General features: G+C 44.2%; 15 protein-coding genes. 3 read left to right on the top strand and 12 right to left on the bottom strand.

Annotation, left to right across the window (positions count from 1 at the left end; genetic code table 11):
* Positions 1–89: 89 nt before the first annotated feature.
* The 4 genes from RH88_RS06810 to RH88_RS06795 form a co-directional block, all read right to left on the bottom strand.
* Positions 90–344 carry a hypothetical protein gene (locus tag RH88_RS06810; protein WP_005594451.1) on the bottom strand — a complete coding sequence of 85 codons (255 nt, stop codon included), beginning with the start codon at positions 342–344 and terminating at the stop codon, positions 90–92.
* On the bottom strand, positions 344–1,669 hold the full coding sequence (locus tag RH88_RS06805; protein WP_005594449.1) for an HlyD family type I secretion periplasmic adaptor subunit: 1,326 nt from the start codon (positions 1,667–1,669) through the stop codon (positions 344–346). Before RH88_RS06805 ends, RH88_RS06810 begins: the two co-directional genes overlap by 1 nt.
* Before the next feature lie 9 nt (positions 1,670–1,678).
* Positions 1,679–3,388, bottom strand: a complete 1,710-nt coding sequence (locus RH88_RS06800) for a type I secretion system permease/ATPase (protein WP_005594448.1) — start codon at positions 3,386–3,388, stop codon at positions 1,679–1,681.
* Positions 3,389–3,463: 75 nt separating this feature from the next.
* Positions 3,464–4,036: a hypothetical protein gene (locus RH88_RS06795; protein ID WP_241212164.1), complete on the bottom strand. Its 573-nt coding sequence runs from the start codon at positions 4,034–4,036 to the stop codon at positions 3,464–3,466.
* A 398-nt stretch (positions 4,037–4,434) separates the two neighbouring features.
* Between RH88_RS06795 and RH88_RS06790 the strand changes: the two genes are divergently transcribed.
* The gene (locus RH88_RS06790; protein ID WP_005594445.1) at positions 4,435–5,922 is read left to right on the top strand and encodes a DUF3131 domain-containing protein; all 1,488 of its coding nucleotides are present in this window, start codon (positions 4,435–4,437) and stop codon (positions 5,920–5,922) included.
* 50 nt (positions 5,923–5,972) lie between these two features.
* Positions 5,973–6,188 (top strand): hypothetical protein, encoded by a 216-nt coding sequence (locus RH88_RS06785; protein WP_005594444.1) that lies wholly within the window; start codon positions 5,973–5,975, stop codon positions 6,186–6,188.
* Positions 6,189–6,812: 624 nt separating this feature from the next.
* On the opposite strand, the gene RH88_RS06780 is transcribed toward RH88_RS06785, so the two are convergent.
* The 3 genes from RH88_RS06780 to RH88_RS06770 form a co-directional block, all read right to left on the bottom strand.
* On the bottom strand, positions 6,813–8,477 hold the full coding sequence (locus tag RH88_RS06780) for a BCCT family transporter (RefSeq protein ID WP_005594440.1): 1,665 nt from the start codon (positions 8,475–8,477) through the stop codon (positions 6,813–6,815).
* 196 nt (positions 8,478–8,673) lie between these two features.
* Positions 8,674–9,414: a 3'-5' exonuclease gene (locus RH88_RS06775; RefSeq protein ID WP_005594438.1), complete on the bottom strand. Its 741-nt coding sequence runs from the start codon at positions 9,412–9,414 to the stop codon at positions 8,674–8,676.
* Complete coding sequence (locus tag RH88_RS06770) at positions 9,411–11,294, bottom strand: DUF294 nucleotidyltransferase-like domain-containing protein (protein WP_005594434.1); 1,884 nt, start codon at positions 11,292–11,294, stop codon at positions 9,411–9,413. The genes RH88_RS06775 and RH88_RS06770 overlap by 4 nt, the downstream gene beginning before the upstream one ends.
* Before the next feature lie 527 nt (positions 11,295–11,821).
* Between RH88_RS06770 and RH88_RS06765 the strand changes: the two genes are divergently transcribed.
* Positions 11,822–13,210 (top strand): SLC13 family permease, encoded by a 1,389-nt coding sequence (locus RH88_RS06765; RefSeq protein ID WP_005594433.1) that lies wholly within the window; start codon positions 11,822–11,824, stop codon positions 13,208–13,210.
* Between the two features lie 131 nt (positions 13,211–13,341).
* Here RH88_RS06765 and fabG read toward each other — a convergent pair whose 3' ends face one another.
* From fabG to RH88_RS06740, 5 genes are all read right to left on the bottom strand, one after another.
* The gene (gene fabG / locus RH88_RS06760; protein ID WP_005594432.1) at positions 13,342–14,088 is read right to left on the bottom strand and encodes a 3-oxoacyl-ACP reductase FabG; all 747 of its coding nucleotides are present in this window, start codon (positions 14,086–14,088) and stop codon (positions 13,342–13,344) included.
* A 54-nt stretch (positions 14,089–14,142) separates the two neighbouring features.
* Complete coding sequence (locus RH88_RS06755) at positions 14,143–15,705, bottom strand: acyl CoA:acetate/3-ketoacid CoA transferase (RefSeq protein WP_005594431.1); 1,563 nt, start codon at positions 15,703–15,705, stop codon at positions 14,143–14,145.
* 171 nt (positions 15,706–15,876) lie between these two features.
* A complete protein-coding gene (locus RH88_RS06750) occupies positions 15,877–16,812 on the bottom strand; it encodes a LysR family transcriptional regulator (RefSeq protein ID WP_005594430.1) in 936 nt (311 codons plus the stop codon).
* Complete coding sequence (locus tag RH88_RS06745; protein ID WP_005594429.1) at positions 16,812–17,444, bottom strand: response regulator; 633 nt, start codon at positions 17,442–17,444, stop codon at positions 16,812–16,814. The genes RH88_RS06750 and RH88_RS06745 overlap by 1 nt, the downstream gene beginning before the upstream one ends.
* Positions 17,441–18,826, bottom strand: a complete 1,386-nt coding sequence (locus tag RH88_RS06740; RefSeq protein WP_005594428.1) for a cache domain-containing protein — start codon at positions 18,824–18,826, stop codon at positions 17,441–17,443. Before RH88_RS06740 ends, RH88_RS06745 begins: the two co-directional genes overlap by 4 nt.
* Positions 18,827–19,051: the final 225 nt, after the last annotated feature.

Here is a 19,051-nt window from a genome sequence, read left to right as displayed (position 1 = left end):
CCTCGGTGGGCCTTTTTTCTCACTGCATGCTATCGAAATAATTAAGATGACCTCAGGGACGCCTTGCTGGTATGTTTATCGAGATAAACTCAAACCAATTGTTTGTAGCACTTTTGCTCACAACGCGGGCAATGATAAGCATGGCGATCCACTTTTGCAGAACAATGCGGACAGTGGCCATGACGTCGATCTTGGCTCAACAAGATCAACACTAAACCAATCGGGCCCAAAACGTAGCCAAGTAAGATCCCCGCCACGATATTATTCTTGTGGTAACCCACCAATGCCGTTGCCAGCATAAAGAAACCATAAAAACACAGCCAAAACACCATTTCTTGCGTCATTATACTTCCCTCATCGCTTTATTAAGGCCACTTAGAATCGGGCTAACCAAGTAATCCCAGAGCGTCCGTTCTTCACCAAGAATCAGAACTTCCGCTAACATGCCCGGATAAAGTGCTACGCCATGATTCTCAATCAAATCAGAAATTGAAGAGTGATCGAAACGAATAGTCACTAGATACCCTTGCGCGGTATCTTTATTCTCACCCCCCTGTAATACTCGATCAGCAGAAACGTGCAACACTTCGCCTACCACTGGCGGTGTGTTTCTCGCACTGTAAGCCGTTAAACGCACCCGTGCATCTAGCCCTGGCCTCACCACATCAATATCCTTAGGTGATACGATCGCTTCAACAATCAATTCATCACTTTCTGGCACGATCTCCATCAATACTTGCCCCGGCTTAATAACACCGCCGATGTTGGCGATATTCATCCCCACGACTTTGCCATCAAATTCACTGCGAATTAAAATACGCTCGCGGATATCCAATGCGGTTTTAATCAGTTGTTGTACATCCCTTAACTCATCATTGACCCCTTTAAGTTGAAAAGAGTGCTCACGCTTTAGCTCCAAAAGTTGATTTTGGTGAGTTTGATGCAGCGATTCAAGCTCTCGCTCAGCCATATCAATCGTCAGACTGATCTCGGCCAATTCAGCATCAATCCGCGCTTGATGACGTAGCAATTCCAACATACGCGTTTTAGACACGTAACCTTTGTCAACTAAGCCCTTCGTCATTGTGACTTCTTGTTTAACTAAATCGCCTTGAGTGGCAATGGCGCGTTTTTGAAACTGATTACCTTCGATTTTTTCGTTATATAAAGCAATTCTCTGCTGATATTGACCTGCCAGTAATTGCACCCGCAACAATGCTTGTTCAAACTGAACATTTTCACTGCGTAACAGAGCCGCAATCACCACCTCATCTTTCTCAACAGTGAGCGCTTCAGGCCATACAATCTCAGCATCACCATTGGTTAACGTATTGAGCCTTGCTTGTTGTGCAAGCAAAGAGTAACTGCGATACAGATAGCGGCGATAGTCGGCTTCCGCTTTCGTATCTGAAAGCTCAATCAGAGCTTGACCAACCGCGACCGTTTGCCCTTCTCGAACGAAGACTTGTTTTACCCAGCCACCTTGCAAATGTTGGATTTGCTTACGTTTACTCTCCACGACTAAACTGCCGGTAGCAACAGAGGCTGAACTTAACGGCATGCTCATTGCCCAAACTAAAAAGCCCCCAACGGTAACAACTAAAACGGTCAAACCAATCACAGTCAGTTTACGGGTACTGAACATCTCTTTCTGTACGACATCATCCATAACGCCACCTTAAGCTGTCTTACTTGTTTTACTTTCTGTCAACTCTGGCTCAACATGTAGCCCCAAGAATTGCTCGCAGGTACCCGCTTTTTCTACCTTGCCATCTTTGAGTTTTATCACCCAATCCATTTGGCGCAAAAAACCTGGGCGATGACTGATCATCACCACCGTAATTTGGTGCTCTTTACAATGTTGCAGCACAATCGCTAAGGCCGTTTCACCTTCTGGATCCAAATTTGAATTAGGCTCATCGAGCACCAATACTCTTGGGTTGGAATAAATGGCTCTTGCTAGACCAATCCTTTGCTTTTGCCCGCCGGAAAGTAAAACACCGCCCTCTCCAATATAGGTTTCGTAACCGTCCGGCAATGACATTATGATTTCATGAATACACGCCAACTTGGCCGCTCGTATTACGGCCTCATCGTCTCCTTCAGTAAAACGGCAAATATTTTGTTTTACCGTCCCTGCCAGTAGACCGACATGTTGAGGTAGATAACCAATGTATTGGCCAAACTGATTAAGATCCCACTTTTCAATGCTGGCACCATCAATCATGATCTCGCCCATACTCGGTTGTTGAATGCCCATTAACAAACTGGCTAAGGTTGATTTTCCAGATCCGGAATTACCCATCACCGCAAGTGCATTTCCCGCCCCTAGCTTAAAACTGATATTTTGAATCGTCGCCTTACGCGCATGAGCAAATTTAAGACTGACATTACTAAACTGAATATCGCCTTTTGGTTCTGGTAACAGCGTCTTCTTGGAGTGTGTGTTTTCCAACACACTATGATTTAGGCTTTGCCACGCTTTGAACGCGCTATACCATGTTTTCCAGCCGCTCACCGCGCTTTCAAACGGGCTTAAAACACGTCCAATCAATATCGAACTGGCTATCACCGCGCCAATGCCTACTTGCTGTTGCAGTGCTAAGTAGACTCCACAGGTCAGCACTGCGACTTGCAATAAGGTTCTAAAATAACGGCTGATAGCTAGCAATAGTCCCACACGAGAATTCACCAACCACTGTAAATGCAACACGCTAGCATTGGTTTCTCGCCATGAGTTACCGACATTCTCACTCATCCCCATCGCTTTTAATGTAGGGGCATTTCTTAAATAATCATTGAGTTCCATGCTTACCTGAGCGGTGGTCTTCTGCGCTTGAGCGGTTAACTTTCTACCGCCCAACATCATCACCGCCGCTAGACCTGCAAATATCACCACACCAATCAGAGCAACAAAACCGATATAAGGATGGAACGCAAACAACAGTAATAAAAACAGTGGCGTGAAAGGCAAATCAAGAATGGATGACGTTGAAGGTGATACCAAAAAATTACGTAATGTTGTGAGGTTTTGTAAGGCGTTTTTTTCAATACGATTGGTTTTTGAGGATTCAGCGATGCTTTTTGCTAATAGTTCTCCACTCAGTTTTGCATCCAACTTTAGTGCTGAGCGTTGCATTAACAAGGTGCGAATATACTCAAGTAGCGCCTGAGCGGTGACTAAAAAGAGTGTAATAACCAGCAAAGCAAACATAGTTTCAACACTGGCACTGCCCATCACCCGGTCAAAGAGCTGTAGGCTATAAACTGGCACGGCCAGCACGAGCAAATTAACCCCTAAACTGAATGAGATCGCTGCCCAAATTTCCTTGCGGACAGCATCGAACGGATTGTTCGACAGCGAAGCCTTTGCCGAATCTATACTCATAGCTTAATGAACCCTAACTGACGTTGTTGCATATAGTTATCTGTTGAGTATAGACGCTGTTTTGTCAGTCGATGACTAAGCTAGTTGATATTTCTGACTAATTTCATAACCCGTCGCCATATGCCGATGGCTCTCTTTGATCACCCAATTGATTGGATTACGAACCCACGGCTGTGGATCGTTAGCAGGGAAACCATTGACCACTTTCAATGCAACCACTTCAAGTCCCAGTGACTGACAAGTTTCGATACAACGCTTGGCATGCCATGCTTGAGCCAATACCAATACTTTTTTGCCCACTTGTCGTTGTTGCGCTTGCTTCGCCACATCAAACGTTGTTTGATACTGATTATTAGCAATGATTATCCGCGGTGTTGACGCATGAAGAGCGATCTCTTGTTGCAAATAGAGCGTTAATGACGGCGCAATTTGATGCACCTTATTAGCGATATTGGCTAGCTCAAGGTTGATGCAGTCGCTATCACCAAATGAAAAGCCAATCGCAAAATCTGCCTGTTCTATTTGACCATAATCTTGTAAAAATAGGGGTTGGTTCGCTAGATAATCGTGAACACGTCTTTTGGCATCAGACCCTAGAGTGTAATCAGGATGAGTATAAAAAAAATTGTGGTTCAGAAAAGGGGTCACAAGCGCCGACTTGGCACTCACTAAAGCCTAGCGTTTGAACAAATTGACAAAAATGTTTCATAACAGTATTTCCTAACTAAACTCAAATCCATTTAGCCAGCACTGTCCGTTGTCATAAAAATTATTGTGATAAAAGTAATAGAATGTTGGATAACTTCAGCGTATCGCGATCATCTATAGTGTAACAACCCTCATCAGTGAAACTCAAGCATTGTGGTTGATTTTTAACCTCTCTCTTTTCTCCATTGATGACGACACAACTATACATTGCTCTTAACACGCAGCATCAAGCTGCAACATCGAGCTATAGCAGCTTTTTTATCAACCTAACTAGCGTATAGCAAATCTTGTATTATCATTATCTTAGATAAACATTTGCGAATGGAATTGCATAACACGTGAAATCTCGCTGCTGGTTAGTTATTGTCGGTGTTATTACTGCCCTACCGATATACGTTAATAGTGATGAGCTTGTCGATGGTAGCTCAATAAAAAATGATGCATTAGCCGGAGAACAAGTGAGTTTCTATGGTCAGCGCAGTATATCTCAACAAACCCAATCAGCAGCTCCAGCAACAACATTTCAACGCCGAGTCATCGCACCGCCGATTCTCGAATCTTCAATTCTTACTGAGCCTGAACCCTCTGATTTTTCAAATGGGTTAAATGCAATAACGCTGACAACCGCGGACATTCACCCTACGTACCAGCATGGAAAACCTCTCTATCAACTCAATCGCAATGAGCGTCTATTAGCAAAAAAAGCCCAATACTATTTTGACCGAAATCGACGTGAAACCACCGGGCTATGGGATTCTGTTCAGGGTTATGCCCATTCAACGATGTGGGATGTTGCCAGTGGCATTGCTGGCACGCTCGCTCTAGAAGCACTTAATTTAAAATCGAAGGAACAAACGCACCGAGAATTGGCACAGACACTCTCTACACTGCGTGAAATGCCGCTGTACAAAGACTGGTTGCCAAATCGTGAATACAGTACAAAAACAGGTATGCCGTCTGGGAGGCTGAGTTCAGAGCCGACTAATGGCAACGGCTGGTCAGCACTGGATATCGGACGACTATTGATTTGGCTGAAAATACTCTGCCAACAGCACCCTGAACTGGAAGATGAAATTCTTGATCTTCTCAGCTACTGGGAGCTAAATAAAGCAATCAGTAACGGCACTCTTTACGGTGAAAAGCGTTATAAAGGTACCGAATATTATCGCCAAGAAGGTCGGCATGGTTATCTACAATATGCCGCAACAGGCTTTGAGTTGTTTGGGTATAAAGTGCCACTTCCCAATATTGACGACTATATTTCAACCGTCGACATATCAGGTAATACGTTACAAATTGATAGTCGTAACGTGCCCTTTATGACCAGTGATCCTTATGTATTGGCCAGTTTAGAGTTTGGCCAATATAGTGATTGGAACCAACTTGAGACTATATACTCTCTGCATAAAGTGCATTCAAAACAGCAAAATAAGCTCTTTAGCTACGCAGAAGATGCAATGAATAAAAACCCATGGTTTGCTTATAACAACCTTTATTATTATGGCAAATCGTGGACGAGCGTCAGCCCCGGCGGAAAAGTGATTGAGAACCCACAAATATTAAGTCATAAAGTCGCCTTTGGGTTTAGCGTGCTATTCGATGACGAATTTGCTCAACAGCTGTTCGATGCGGTACTCAACAATAGCCTCCAAGCGCGTAGTATTCCTACCGGCGAATATGAGAATGGTGGCGTAAATACCGCCTTTAATATCAATACCAATTCATTAATCCTCGTCGCGCTGTGGTATAAACAAAGCGGACAAAGCCCCCTGCTTCTCCCCTCAAATATCACTGGCCATAATCCTAGCTTAGAAAAATTGAACTAGGCTTTCATTATTCTCAAGAGAATTAATGAACGTTCAGACAGATAAACGTCATGGCTGCTATAAAACACTCTATCCGCTTACAAAGCTTGCTAGCGAGCGTTGTGATACCCACTCTAGTCAGTGCGTTTGCGTTGCTTAACCGCTATTACAAAGGGCTTGAAGCTAATTTAAAAACGATTCAGTTATCCATTCCTCACTCGGCAAGCTTGATGCTTGATATTCGTCGACAAGAAAAACCCTACGGAATGATCAAAAAATACAACTAAACATTTTCGTCAAATCGCCATAATACTAATGAGAATATTGTGATTAGAGTCAAAAGTCTAAAATAGTGTTTGCAGTGAACTATTTTTTGGCGGGCTAATACTTTCCGTCAAAATACCATCACTATTGAGGTTGCAAATAATACTAACAAAATTATCTGTTACATCTATATGTGAATTAGTCCACCCTTATATTTTTTTCATCAGTAAATTAAAACCAAATACGTTTTGGCAATTTACTTCCGTTCAATTCGATAGTATTTTTTATGTACAAAAAAAAGAAACCTTCGTTTGCCCCTGGAATTCCAAGCTTTTTTGCTGACAGTTTGGAGAGAAAAGAGTCGCTATTGCGACTCTTTTTTTTATGCTGAATCTCTACCACTCCCGCTAATTTTGTTCTTATTACACTATTCTTATAAACGTATCACTATCTTATCCGCTGTTTAATCCGCAAGAATGATCAAAGACTTATAATGATTATTATTACTCGGTAGCAATGAACAACGATTGGGTTTGATTGAGGATTTAGTTGGATTGAGTTTGCTTTCGATTAATACAAAAACGGCATACTTTCGTATGCCGTTTTGACTTAATCAATCATCGAGTTAAGCAGATTAGCGGTTGTTATTACGCGACTGCTTTTTTCCCTTTCTTCGATTTAGGACGAGGTTCATCCATCAAACCTTTAACCAAAGAAACCGAAGCAACAAGTAAAACAAGTGTAAATGGTAAACCGGTTGTTACCGCCATCGCTTGCGCTGCCGCTAGGCCACCGCCAAGTAATAGCGCGATCGCGACTAAGCCTTCAAACGTACACCAGAACACACGTTGAGGAGTTGGTGCATCGACTTTACCGCCCGCTGCGATGGTATCGATAACCAGTGAGCCAGAGTCAGCAGAAGTGATAAAGAACACAACAATCAGAACGATACCAACGATAGAGGTGATCTCTGCAAATGGCATCACATCAAGCATCGCAAACAGTTTAAGAGGCAGATCAGCATTAAATACCGCTTGGTAACCGTCATTAACGTACTGGCTAATTGCAGTGCCACCAAACGCTGTCATCCACAATACACACACGGTTGATGGGATCAGGATAACGCAGACGATAAACTCACGAACTGAACGACCACGAGAAACACGTGCGATAAACATACCAACGAATGGGGACCATGAAATCCACCACGCCCAGTAAAACGCAGTCCAACCTTGTGAATAATTCACATCTTCACGGCCAAACGGCATTGAAAGCGCAGTAATATTCGATAAGTAAGCGCCGATGTTGTCAAAGAAACCGGTAAAGATAGCCAATGTAGGACCAACAACAATCACGAACAGTAATAGAATCGCCGCCACACCCATGTTGATCTCAGAAAGACGCTTAACACCGCTATCAAGACCCGCAACAACTGATACGAGAGCCAAAGCTGTGATGATAACGATCAAGATAATTTGCGTCGTGTCGTTCATTGGGATACCGAACAAGTAGTTCAAACCAGTAGCCGCTTGCGATGCGCCATAACCCAATGACGTAGCAAGACCAAATACTGTCGCAACAACCGCCAGAATATCAATCACGTGACCTGTCCAACCCCAAATACGCTCACCAAATAGTGGGTAAAAGATTGAACGCATGGTCAATGGTAGACCTTTATTGAACGAGAAGATCGCTAGACCAAGCGCAAGCAACGCGTAGATTGACCATGGGTGCAATGCCCAGTGGTAAATCGTTGCAGCCATACCTAGAGCAGAAGCCGCTTCAGTATCACCAATTGCCGCCCCCAGAGGTGCCCAGTCAGTACGTACGCCATTTTCAACGGTAACACCATTAAGCGCAGCACTGAAGTGAGACATTGGCTCAGATACACCAAAGAACACCAAACCGATACCCATACCGGCAGCAAATAGCATGGCTAACCAACCAGTATAGCTATAATCCGGTGTTGCTTCTGTACCACCAATTCTTACTCGGCCAAGCGGAGTAAAGATTAAGATCAGACAGACGACAACAAAAAAGTTACCTGATGCAAGGAAGAACCAATCTAAGTTAGAGACCAGCCATCCGCGCAATCCAGCGAAAAAGGGTTCAACTTGCTGTCTGAAGGTAAGTGTTAAGATGACAAACAGGATGATAGACATACCTGAAATGGCAAACACACGGTTGTGAATATCAAGGCCAAATGGGCCTACTTTTAAAGCTACGTTATCTTGACCAATTTGGTAATCAGTGTCGATCGCGTTTACCTTGCCGTCGGGACGTTGAATCCCGCCATTGTTTTCTGTGCTCACGAATTATCTCCTTAAAAACGTGACCATTTATTAAAATTCTTCTTTCGTAATCATTAAGAGTGAAAGGTAATTTCAAATCCAATCGCTCAATTTTTTCACTATTGAGCATTTCCTTAACTAATCGAAAGGATGAAGGATCATAATCTTAAAACCACCTCGATTACACTTATTTTTTACCAATAAAGAACATTTTTTCCTATAACCACACTTCTGACAGCTGCGTTTCTGGTGCAAAATAGTACTGAAACTGAGCTTGTAAGAGTTCGGCGGTTGCTAAGGCATCTGTGAGCGCATGATGCGGTTGATACGCGGGTAAACCATAACGCTGTCGTGACTGACCAAGCCTTACTGAGCCTGGCTTCTTACGTTTTAGCCAATTGAAAAAACCACGGCACTGTTCACGCTGGATGGCATACTCAATATCCAAGGTATCCACCACTGGAAACTCAATCCCTTCACCGATACATTCCATCAATGCTTGATAGAAAAACTGACGCTCAATATTTTTGTAGTGAACCACGACAATCTTACCGGCCAAAGCCTTCAAAACCTCTTCTAGAATCGCTTCAAGCTGCGGAGCCGCCTTTACTTCCGTGTCGGTAATACCGTGAATAACGACTGATTCTTCGTTGAGATCTCGGTTAGGGTTAACCACCCAGTGCGCCGATTCTTTACACGCAACACGTGACAATGTGAAAGGCACTAGCCCGATAGTAAGAATCGCATCTTGCTGAGAATTCAACCCTGTGGTTTCAAAATCGAGCGCGACAAACTGCACCTCTTTTAACGGTGTCGACGCCTCAGCAATTGGCGCTGAATAATAGGCTTGTAGGCGCGGATCTTGCGCTTGCTGTTTAAGCTGCTCAAAATAAGCGGGCCAATTAGGTGTCTGTGACGTATCCAACAGGCTCGTTCTTTCTTTCGGCAAGGCGATCATTTGCTGCTTCTCTGATAACGGAACTTGATGTAATTCTGAGCGTTACTCAAAATCTGGAAGGCGGCTTTTAAATTTCGGCGCTCAAATTCAGACATGTGCTCAGGTTCGATGTTGTTATCTGGCTCTTCTTGATTCTCGATATCCAGCGCTTGGTGACGAATACGTACCATGTAGATCAGTTCCATGGCATCTTTTAAATCCATCCCTCTGCCTTTCGGCAAAATTCCCGCATTGTTGATGTCATCGAGTCGATCAAATGAGTTTTGCGAGCGCGAACCAATCGCCAAAGCATGCACACGAATCAAATCCGCTAGTGGTGCGGTACCACGACGTTTTAAGTTTATTGAGTTGCGATGGCGACCATCTTTTTCCATCACAAAATCTTTGAAGAAGCCAAGCGGTGGCGTGCGACTAATCGCATTGTAAGCCATGCAGGCAAGGAAGCGATTGTTACGCTTAGCACGGCGCACGATAAAGCTCTGCAGCTGCTCCGCCCACTTAACCCGACCGCATACACCGAGTAAGTCGAAGAATATGGAACTGTTCAATAAACGCTCAGGCGTAGGATGATCGATCCAATTCGCGAAGCACTCTTCCCATTCGGTGCGCGTTTTACGCCATTCTGGATTGGTCGCCATGATATCGCCACTGCAATAGCTATAACCACAAGCCGCTAAACCATCACAAATGAACTTAGAAAACTGCGCAAAGTACTCACCATGCAACGCTTCATCGTAACTGTTGTCGAGAATAATTGCGTTGTCTTGGTCTGTAACAATCAATTGTTCATCACGAGCCATCGAGCCCATTGCCACAAGGCAATAAGGGATTGGCGCAGGGCCTAACTCCATTTCTGCCATTTCAGCTAAACGTTGCTTAAAGCTACTACCGATAACAGACATCGCACGGCCAACCATGTGCGCGTTAGCATCTTCATTAACCATTCGTACGAAGCAATCTTTTACCTGAGCTGCGACCAGTTGTAAGTCTTCTACTGTGGTTTGTTGGAAAATCGAGCTAACCAATAACAAGCTATTTTGTGATTCATGACGAACAATATCCGTCATGCCAATCACACCAATCGGCTTCTTATCTTTTAAAATCGGCAGATGATGCACGTTATAACGCAACATGGTGAGCATAGCTTCAAACACATAGGCGTTGTAACCCAGTGAAACGACATCCGTCGTCATCACTTCGCTGACCGTTAAATTGGTATCGATACCTTGCGAAATAACACGAATGCACAAATCACGGTCAGTCAGAATACCCAATAGCTCATCTTCATCATCGTCTTCCGTACACTCTTCTGCTGGACGAACGATCAGCAATGCGGTGGCATTTTCTTCCGCCATTAGATTCGCCGCTTGTTGGATAGTCGCACTTGATTCTAAAGTGATCGGTTCACGACTTAGAATTTTGCGCGCTTTGGCAGTGGTAAAATCATTGCCTTCAGCATGACTGGAGACAGCAGTACGCAGACGAGCGCTGTCTTCCAACTCCATAAAATCGGCAAAGTTTTCAAATTCATCACACAATTGAGTAAAGATAACTTCAGGGATGCAATACACCAGTGTATCTGCTGTCGCTCTTGCAGGCATACGTACACGGTTATTCATCAATAGGCCCATTTGGCCAAATAACCCACCGGTAGTAAAGCGGTTGTATAACTCCCCTTTACGTCGGTAGATTTCGACAACACCACTGCGGATCAAGTACAGATCACGGATGTCATCACCGACTTTAAAAATGTCCGTTCCCTCTCGGAAATACGCGACTTCCACATTCAAGGCGATATTACGTAGATGCTCTTCTGGCAGGTCATCAAAAGGTGGGTGTTGGCTAATGAAATTGAGTACTTCTAATTGCTCGGCTTCCATTCCTGGCCTCATATTCATATTATACTGCAGCGATAAATAGCACCAAGTCTGTAAATTGGCAATCTAATTATACCTAATGGTTACATTATAAACACAATTTGTATTCAAATTAGACGAGTAGCATCGAATTTTAAAATTCCTTCACCAGTGAAATATATATCCCTTTCTTATATTTGATTAAAAACAGTGCCATCACCACTCGCAGCAACAAATAAACACAAAACAATTTAATATCATACACATAGGCCAACCCCTTCGATGGTAATCTTATGCACGAATAACCTCTCTATAAATCAGCGCTCTCAATTCACTTATTTATTAGGCCGCCAATGTGTAGATGTAAAAACAAAATAATCACTCAGATTTGTCATCACGACAAATAAATCAAATTGCACAATAAATAAAATTAACATTTGCAACCATTCATTTTGATCTATTTAACAAATCATTAAACTGCCATTTTTTACGTGGTTAATTTGCTGTCATTATCTTGCCTGCCTTATGGCATCAAAAGGAAGATAAATATAATGAATAAAAATGATAGTGTCCCTCTACCTACCAACACTCGTGAATGGTTAATCAACCGCAATAGCATGATCATATTGGCTGATATTGTGTTATTTGCGACTCTGTATTTTACATTACCAATGGAGCCCCAAGTTGTTCTCGGAATATGCATGCTGGTCTTTATCGCCATTTTATGGCTAACCGAGGCTTTGCATGTCACCGTTACCGCCATTTTAGTTCCAGTTATGGCGGTATTGTTTGGTGTCTTTAATACCCAAACAGCGCTTAACAATTTTGCTAACTCAATCATTTTCCTATTTTTAGGCGGCTTTGCTCTTGCGGCCGCAATGAATCGACAAGGCCTAGACAAAGTCATTGCCGACAAAGTACTGGTCATTGCTAAAGGAAAAATGAGCGTCGCGGTATTCATGCTGTTTGGCGTCACCGCTCTACTATCAATGTGGATCAGCAACACGGCCACCACCGCGATGATGCTGCCGCTCGCGTTAGGAATTCTAAGTAAAGTGAATCAAGAAAGTGGCCACAAGACCCATGTCTTTGTGCTACTTGGTATCGCTTATAGTGCCAGTATTGGTGGCATGGCGACCATCGTCGGTAGTCCGCCGAACGCCATTGCCGCAGCGGAAGTAGGATTAACCTTTACTGAGTGGATGAGCTATGGATTACCGGTTGCTTCCGTGCTATTGCCGTTAGCCATTATCGTACTGTTCGGTTTATTAAAACCTGAATTGAAAGGGGATTTTGAACTCAACCACACACCAGTCGAATGGGATAAAGGTAAAGTTGTAACGTTAGCAATCTTTGCGACAACCGTGACATTCTGGATCTTCAGTAAACCTATCAATGCCATGATCGGCGGCTATGCTAAATTCGATACGATCATTGCCTTAGGCGCAATCATTGCGGTGAGCTTCTGTCGTGTCGTTCACTGGAAAGATATTGAAAAAACCGCCGATTGGGGCGTCTTACTTTTGTTTGGTGGTGGCATCTGTTTGAGCAACGTACTTAAAGCAACGGGTACTAGCGAATTTCTTGCCAACGGATTGAGTGTTTTGGTTGCTGATTTAGGGCTGATCTTAGTGCTGCTTCTGGTGGCGAGCTTCGTGGTTTTCTTAACCGAGTTTGTTAGTAATACTGCGCTGTCTGCGCTGTTTATTCCTTTGTTTGCGACCGTAGCAGAAGCCTTTGGCCTTTCTCCGATTATCTTATCGATTCTGATTGCCCTTGCGGCCTCATGTGCTTTCATGATGCCAGTGGCAACGCCACCGAATGCGATTGTGTTTGGCACCGGAATGGTGAAGCAAAGTGAGATGATGCGGGTAGGCTTTATTCTCAATCTTGTCTGTATTGGAGCGTTGACTCTTATTGCCCTCGTTTTTTGGTCGTAAGGTGTAAGATTGAGCTCTGCTCTTGTTTAGCTTGCCACTAACTGTTCAAGAGAATCGCAGTTCAAGAGGTAGAAGAGCCGTGATAAACGGTTCTTTTATCATCGCCCTCCAATCCCCCTCAATAATGCAGACTACAGTACCAAGCCACCATCAATCTTCAATACTTGGCCGGTAATGAAACTCGACTTATCACTGGCTAAAAACTCAATACCATCAGCGATGTCATCGACTGAAGCCATCCTACCAAGCGGTGTTTTTTCACGCATCATACTCAGCACTTTTTCGGGTAGATTCGCCGTCATTGGTGTTTCAACAAACCCGGGAGCAACACAGTTGGCTCTCACTTGCTCACCATGACGAGAAAACTCTTTCGCCCAGCCCTTGGTCATCGCAATGACCCCCCCTTTGGTGGCGGCATAGTTACTTTGGCCAATATTACCATCGGTTCCCACCACGGATGACATGGTGACAATCGAACCATAGTTGTTTGCCATCATAATCGGAGCGACCACTTGAGTGAGGTTAAACACCCCCTTCAGATTAACCGCCAAGACAAGATCCCACTGATCTTCGGTCATTTTTTCCAATAGCGCATCTTGAGTAATACCGGCGTTATTAATCAATACATCAATATGACCATATTGCTGCTGTATATCATCAACCAACTGTTTAAGCGCACTTCTATCGCAGATGTTGATCCCAATCGGCGTGACATTCTCTCTATCATGCCATGCATGGGCTAAGGCCTCATGATTAAGATCCAATGCATAAACCATCATTGCGCCGTTATCACTAAAACGTTGCGTAATCGCTTGGCCAATACCCTGTGCGGCCCCGGTTACAATACAGACTTTATTATTGAAGCTATTTCCTAGCATATTTCGATTCCTTTTCATCTTGGGCAAAAAAAAGAGAACGGGCAACGCCGCGTTCTAACACAATGAAGATAGCTCAAATTGCTCATCGAACAGGCGCAAATCCATAAATTTCAAGTCTTTGCTTATCAATGGCTTAAAAGACATTTGTTGCATAATGTCGCGCTGAAAATCTAAATTTGGAGCAATTTCAATCAGTTCTAGGCCTTGAGCCGTCAAACGAAATACTGCTCGTTCTGTGATATAGAGCACTTTTTTTTGGTTATTAATCGCTTGAACCGCACTGAAGGTGATTTGCTCTACTTGAGAAATAAACTTCTTCTCTTTACCTTCACGCTGAATATTCAACCCTTGTGGTGACGCTATTGCGTTTAACCCCATCGCCGTAAACGTGCCACAGAAATACACTTGCTTGGCATTCTGCGTGATATTAATGAACCCGCCACAACCGGCAATTTTGCCACCAAAACGAGAAACATTTACGTTGCCTTGTACATCGCACTGCCCTAACCCAAGGAATGCTTGATCGACCCCTCCACCATCGTAAAAATCAAACATTTGATCTTGGCTGATGATCGCTTGTGGGAAAGCCGATGCGCCAAAATCGAGTCCACTGGCAGGGGTTCCGCCCACCGCTCCTGGCTCAACCGTGAGAGTAAAATGTTCAATAATGCCCGATTGCTGAGCAACCTTTGCGATGTATTCTGGCGTCCCAATACCTAAATTCAAAATCGCCCCACGACGGAGCTCTAACGCAGCGCGGCGAGCAATCACCCACTTTGCATCAATTGACACGGTACTCGGCTCTATTTTAACTTCCGATACTTCTGCTATTTGACCACAAAACGTCGGATTCATTTGTGTCGCAAAAGTCTGCATGTGCTCTGCCAAGTTGCCACACTCCACCACTGCATCAACGAATATACCGGGGATTTTAACCGCATGCGGATCAAGCGATCCAGCTGGCACCACACGCTTCACTTGCACAATCACTTTACCGCCCGAATTTCTTGCCGCTTGCGCCGCGGCCAAGTTTTCAACGATCAAGCATTCATCTTCCATGGTAATATTGCCGTTTTCGTCAGCCGTAGTTCCGCGTAGGATCGCCACATCCACCGGAATTTTGTGATACAGCAAATACTCCTCACCGAGTAAATCCACCACTGAAACCAAATCATCTTGGCTGATAGCGTTAATTTTTCCTCCCGATAGCCGTGGGTCAACAAAGGTGCCTAATCCAACTTTGCTGATCGTACCGGGTTTACCCGCCGCCGTATCACGTAAAAGATGGGAAATAATCCCTTGTGGTAGATTATAAGCTTCGATGAGGTTATCGATGGCGAGTTGTTGCAGTTTAGGCACTAAGCCCCAATGGCCGCCCACCGCCCGTTTAATTAATCCAGTTTGAGCTAGGTGGTTGATCGCTTTCTCCTTGCCATCCCCCTGTCCACCAGCAAAAAGCAAAGTAAGATCTCTTGGTTGCTGGTTATGTGCATAGCGTTCCCCCAAAGCCCGTTCAATCGCTTCGGGTACTACACTACCAATAAATCCGCCGAGTAAAACGGTATTTCCATCCTCTACCCACTGAGCGGCTTGATCTGACGTTAATCGACTCACCATTTAAATGCTCCCTTTAAATCAGGTTCTTAATCAGATTAGTCTGGTAGCCACCCAATGTTAATTGCACATAAAGAGATTAAGAATTCCGCAAACGGAATAATGTGGCTGGTTTGTCCAACTGAGAAGAGAGTGACTAGCGATGAGTCGATTGGATCTGATTGATACTCATAGTTATACCAAGCGTAATTGCTGCACACGCTGTAACAGATAGTGCTTAAACGCGGCACATCGTTCTGGCATGGGAGAGCGAGGACGATAAATCAAGTCGACATCAAAACTGGCACATTGATAACTCGGCAGGATTTGGATCAGCTTACCATCCGCTAATGAAGACACGACTAGCGAATGTGGCAGATAAGCGATACCGCCACTTTGTATCGCCAGATCAAGCAGCATTTCACTATTGTCACATTGCAACGAATCTTTAATGGTCACCATTTCCGTTTTCTTATTACGCCCAAACGCCCATCGATTGCCATTCAACAATGTTTGCGCATACAAACACCGGTGCGCCTGCAATTCTGCAGGGCTTTGTGGTGTGCCGTTTTGGACGAGGTAATTTGGTGAAGCGCACAAATAAAGCGGCTCTTGAATTAAGCAACGGCGAATCAATAACGAATCTTGCGCGAGGTCACCATTAAAGCTGGCAGTCGCACGAAAAGCAAAGTCGACACTCAGTGGATCAAACTCTCCCGCTTCAATAAAAATCTTGAAATTCACCTGGGGGAACTTATCCATGTACTCCGCAACAATCTTGGTTAAATATTGGCGTGCAAACAACGGGGTTGAAGAGAGCTTAATTTCACCTTGCTGCTCATCGGCTAAATTGAGCACTTCTTCACATAGGCTGTGAATATCGGGTAATAATGGCGAAAAACGTTGATAGAGCATCTCGCCCGCCAGAGTCGCAACTAATTGACGAGTATTACGCTTAAGCAACTCGACGGACATGCTCTCTTCTAACTCTTTAACCCAACGACTCGCCGCCGCTGGCGAAATCCCCTGTTGGTTGGCCGCCTCACGAAAAGAACCGGCTTTCAGCACTGCACAGAAAAAGACCATTTTATCAAGGATCGGTTTACGGCTTGAGAGCATATTCACGGTCATCAGTGTACCAACCCTCGCTTTAACGCAACCTTAACCAGCGCCGCTGTCGAATGGGCTCCAAGCTTTTTCTTTATTCTTAATCGGTGAGTTTCAACGGTACGAACACTGATGTCCAAGGCGTTTGCTATCTGCTTGTTGCAACAGCCACTGGCGATGGCTTTCAATACATCAGATTCACGTTTAGAGAGTTCATCACCTTGCGGCTCTGAGGGCTTTTGATTGATTTGCTCTAACAGTTTGTCCGACGCTTGGGGGCATAAATAGGAACGACCTTGAGCAACTTGATTAATCGCCATCACTAACTCTTCTGAAGCAACGTCTTTTAGTACATACCCTCTTGCCCCCGATTTTACCGAGCGCATGACATAATCTTTACTATCATGCATCGACAACATGATCACCGCCGTCTGACAATTTGTCTTTTGCAGCTTTTCTAGCACGTCGATGCCATTCAAATTAGGCATATTAATATCAAGCAACAGCACATCCGGCTTCAGTTCAAGCGTTTGCTTTAGCGCTTCACTCCCCGAGCCAACACAAGTGACAATTTCGAGGTTATCTTCCCTTTCTAAGCGTGACTTTAAACCATCTTGCATTAAGCGATGATCATCTGCCAATACCAATCTAATCATATCCCCTCCATGTTTAGCTCAACCCGAACCTCTGTCCCGCTGCCAACCTCTCCTGTCACCGAAAAGTTGCCGCCGATTGCTTGGATTCGCTCTGCCATATTACGCAGCCCCATTTGCTCTTCTGCGAATATTGTCGCGGTGTCAGACGCGTCAATGTTGGCCGATAAGCCAATACCATCATCACTGACGGTCAGTATTAGTAGGCGGCCTTCACGCTGCATGACGACATCAACACCTATTGCATTCGCATGTTTTTCTACATTATGCAGCGCCTCTTGTACAACCCGATACAAGGTCGTTTCCACATCCTCAGCAAACTCAATGCCCTCCACGTCATGTTCAAACACCAATTCAAGTGACGTGCGTTGTTGCAGTTCATTAATGTACGCTTGGATGCCAATCACGAGCCCTAGATCATCGAGTTGTGATGGTCTTAGATCCCTCGATATGCGTCTAACTTCAACAATGGCGCGATCCATCGCCAACTTACTTTCACCAAGCTCTCGATGCGTTTTTTGGTCATTGAACACCGCACTGACGTTGTCTAACCGAAGCTTAGCGGCGACTAACAATTGATTGACGCCATCATGCAACTCACGTGAAACACGTCGCCTTTCATTCTCTTGAGAGTCAATGATCTGTTGGTTGAGCACGCGAAGTTGTTGATTAGCCAAGCGACGCACATTGATATTTAAAGAAGCGCCTAATCCTGCAATAACGGAAACCGCAATAAACAATAGTCCAAACAAAGCTGAACTCGTTTTACCGACATTTTGATCAAAGCCACTGCGCATATGTGCGACTTGCTTTTCGATGTCATCCAGATAAACCCCCGTACCAATCATCCAACCCCATTTGTCCAGAGATACCGCATAACTCAACTTATGCAGTGGCTCTTTTTTAGACGGTTTATGCCAGAGATAATCAACAAAACCACCGCCACTGCGCGCTACGGCGATCAGTTCTTGCAACAGTTTTTTGCCACGAACATCCTCTACCTGCCACCAGTTTTTACCTATTCGGTCTTGTTGATAAGGCAGCACCAGAGCATCCCCTTGCCAAGTGTAGGCAAAGAAGTAGCCGTCGCTACCATATGTGAGCTGGCTCAATTTTTGAGCAACTATTTTTTGTGCCGACTCTTTACTCAGTGATTGGTCTTGATAATAAGGCTCGATACTTTTGAGAGCCATTTCGACATACTGTTTCAACTCTTGTTTTTTCATCGAGTAAACATTGCTGCGAGTCAAGGTAACTTGTTCATCAACCAATTGTTTTGCCTGACTAAAAAGAATACTTGCAACAATAGCCACCACCACTATGAGAGGTACAATCGACAATAATATTATATTGATTGATAGCTTTCGGTTGCTGATCAATCCCATATCCCGCTCCTTTGGTAAGTACGTAGTATTACGTACTAAACCCTGATTTTTTGCATCAAATACCGATCGTCAGTGCGCAATGTTCCTCATAGAGGGACTCAGATTTGGCTTCTACACTCCTCATCAAATGTAACATTGTAATAACAATTCAGTTCCACCAATGTTCACATTTCTGAAGATAACTTCTGATTAGAGTCTTTCTTTGTAACGACCTTTTTTATAACC

Origin of the sequence: Vibrio scophthalmi LMG 19158 (genome assembly GCF_000222585.1) — a bacterium.
In the GTDB taxonomy this organism is placed as follows: domain Bacteria; phylum Pseudomonadota; class Gammaproteobacteria; order Enterobacterales; family Vibrionaceae; genus Vibrio; species Vibrio scophthalmi.
The sequence above is the reverse complement of the archived record's forward strand: the minus strand, read 5'-3'. Positions and strand labels throughout refer to the sequence as shown.